1 protein-coding gene is annotated in these 1,337 nt (G+C 42.7%); it reads right to left on the reverse strand.

Going from position 1 to position 1,337, the window contains the following annotated elements; genetic code table 11:
• Positions 1-451 precede the first annotated feature (451 nt).
• The coding region (locus PX484_RS25510; protein ID WP_288106239.1) for an MFS transporter at positions 452-1,337 on the reverse strand (886 nt) is incomplete at its 5' end.

Consider the following 1,337-nt stretch of genomic DNA (forward strand, 5'->3'; position numbering starts at 1 on the left):
GTATTCCGCTTCAAATTCTGACCAGGGAATGAGGTTGGCCATAATTACCCAACGATTGTCTTGGGATAATTTCCCCTCAAAGGGCAGCTCGAAGTTTTCTGGTGGGGTTGAGGGTAACTCGCTTTTACGGTACATTAGCACTAATTAGAGAAGATGCAAGAGTGATGCAAGGGTTTTGAGCGATTCTAGCAGATTTAAGTGCATTTGGGAAGCTCTCAATCAAGCTAAAAGCCCTTTCCTGTAAGGTTTTTCCCATTATTCAGCAAACCCTAAATAAAGGCAATCTCCTGAATACTGATACTAAATCCGTTGAGTATAGGCTACATATCAGGAGAGGCACTCATGCAAGAGGCAAAAGGGAGAATAAATAATCGGTTTTTAATAACTGGATTTAGCATGAATCCTGAATACTGATTACTGTTTACTGATAACTGATAACTGAAAAGTTTCGCTAATCTTTAGATAAATTGCCAGAAACATACCAAGTAAAACCACCACCGATAACTGCCATAACTGCTAAAGCTAATAGTACTGGTCGGAGTCCGAATTGAGTTTCGGCGATACCCGCCACGGCTAAGGGTAAAGAGAGGGCAATATTAACGGCATTATTTTCTAAACCAAAGACTTTACCGCGCATTTCGGGGGGTGTATCTGCCTGTAGGGTGGTTTGCATGGGAACCCCGACTAAAGCGGCAAAAATCCCTAATAAAGCGGTCATAGCGAAGGCTAAAATTAAACTCTTTGTGGCTAGAGATAAACCGATTAAAGCTGCCGCCATACCCAGGGAACCCCAGAGACTTAATTGGGTGTGGGAGAATTTTTGGCCCCAATAACCCAAGGTAATCGCACTAACTGCCATTCCTGCACCACAGGAGGCTAATAAAAAGCCGAATTGAGAAGCTTTTAACCCGGGTAGTTTTTCGGCCATACTGACGGCTAATACTGATAGAGCGGCAAAAATACAGAATAAGATGACTAATTGAATCAGAGCGTTACGAACTTTATGATTTTTGTTGAGGTAACGAATGCCGTCGCGGATATCTTCCCAAACATGGGGCTGTTCTGCGGTAGGAATGACATATTTTTCGTTAGTTCGCAGGATAATTAGAATTAAACCGGCAATTATATAAAAAGCACCGACAATCATCACTTTGCCAATATCAAATTGTCCGGCTCTCGTGCCGAAAATGCTATCGGCAAAAGCTAATAGAGGTTCACCGATGGCAAAACCGATAATTAATACTGCCATGGTGGTTAAAGTGTTGAGGGAATTAGCGGGTAGAAGATGACGACGTTTTACCACTAATGGCAGGGTAGATTGTTCGGCGGGGGCAAAA

The organism is Microcystis sp. M49636_WE2 (genome assembly GCF_030065375.1).
GTDB classification, from domain to species: Bacteria; Cyanobacteriota; Cyanobacteriia; order Cyanobacteriales; family Microcystaceae; genus Microcystis; species Microcystis aeruginosa_C.